Raw genomic sequence first — 1,182 nt, 5'->3', positions numbered from 1 at the left:
AAAAACCCCTTGGGTGTTGTATGGTTAAGCCTCACGGGCAATTAGTACAGGTTAGCTCAATGCCTCGCAGCACTTACACACCCTGCCTATCAACGTCGTAGTCTTCAACAACCCTTTAGGATACTTATAGTATCAGGGATGACTCATCTCAGGGCTCGCTTCCCGCTTAGATGCTTTCAGCGGTTATCGATTCCGAACTTAGCTACCGGGCAATGCTACTGGCGTAACAACCCGAACACCAGAGGTTCGTCCACTCCGGTCCTCTCGTACTAGGAGCAGCCCCCTTCAATCATCCAACGCCCACGGCAGATAGGGACCGAACTGTCTCACGACGTTCTAAACCCAGCTCGCGTACCACTTTAAATGGCGAACAGCCATACCCTTGGGACCGACTTCAGCCCCAGGATGTGATGAGCCGACATCGAGGTGCCAAACACCGCCGTCGATATGAACTCTTGGGCGGTATCAGCCTGTTATCCCCGGAGTACCTTTTATCCGTTGAGCGATGGCCCTTCCATTCAGAACCACCGGATCACTATGACCTGCTTTCGCACCTGCTCGAATTGTCATTCTCGCAGTCAAGCGGGCTTATGCCATTGCACTAACCTCACGATGTCCGACCGTGATTAGCCCACCTTCGTGCTCCTCCGTTACTCTTTGGGAGGAGACCGCCCCAGTCAAACTACCCACCAGGCACTGTCCGCAACCCCGATAAGGGGCCAACGTTAGAACATCAAGCATACAAGGGTGGTATTTCAAGGACGACTCCATACGAACTAGCGCCCGTATTTCATAGTCTCCCACCTATCCTACACATGTAGGGTCAATGTTCAGTGCCAAGCTGTAGTAAAGGTTCACGGGGTCTTTCCGTCTAGCCGCGGGTACACAGCATCTTCACTGCGATTTCAATTTCACTGAGTCTCGGGTGGAGACAGCGTGGCCATCATTACGCCATTCGTGCAGGTCGGAACTTACCCGACAAGGAATTTCGCTACCTTAGGACCGTTATAGTTACGGCCGCCGTTTACCGGGGCTTCGATCAAGAGCTTCGACTTGCGTCTAACCCCATCAATTAACCTTCCGGCACCGGGCAGGCGTCACACCGTATACGTCATCTTTCGATTTTGCACAGTGCTGTGTTTTTAATAAACAGTTGCAGCCACCTGGTATCTGCGACTCCCA

Annotated in this window: 1 rRNA gene; it reads right to left on the bottom strand. The window is 52.5% G+C overall.

From position 1 onward, the window contains the following. Nucleotides 1-20: 20 nt before the first annotated feature. A 23S ribosomal RNA gene (locus C9J12_RS30060) occupies nt 21-1,182 on the bottom strand; the annotation flags it as partial.

It is taken from the genome of Photobacterium frigidiphilum (genome assembly GCF_003025615.1).
GTDB classification, from domain to species: Bacteria; Pseudomonadota; Gammaproteobacteria; order Enterobacterales; family Vibrionaceae; genus Photobacterium; species Photobacterium frigidiphilum.
Note: the sequence above shows the minus strand (reverse complement) of the source record. Positions and strands in the feature narration are given on the sequence as shown.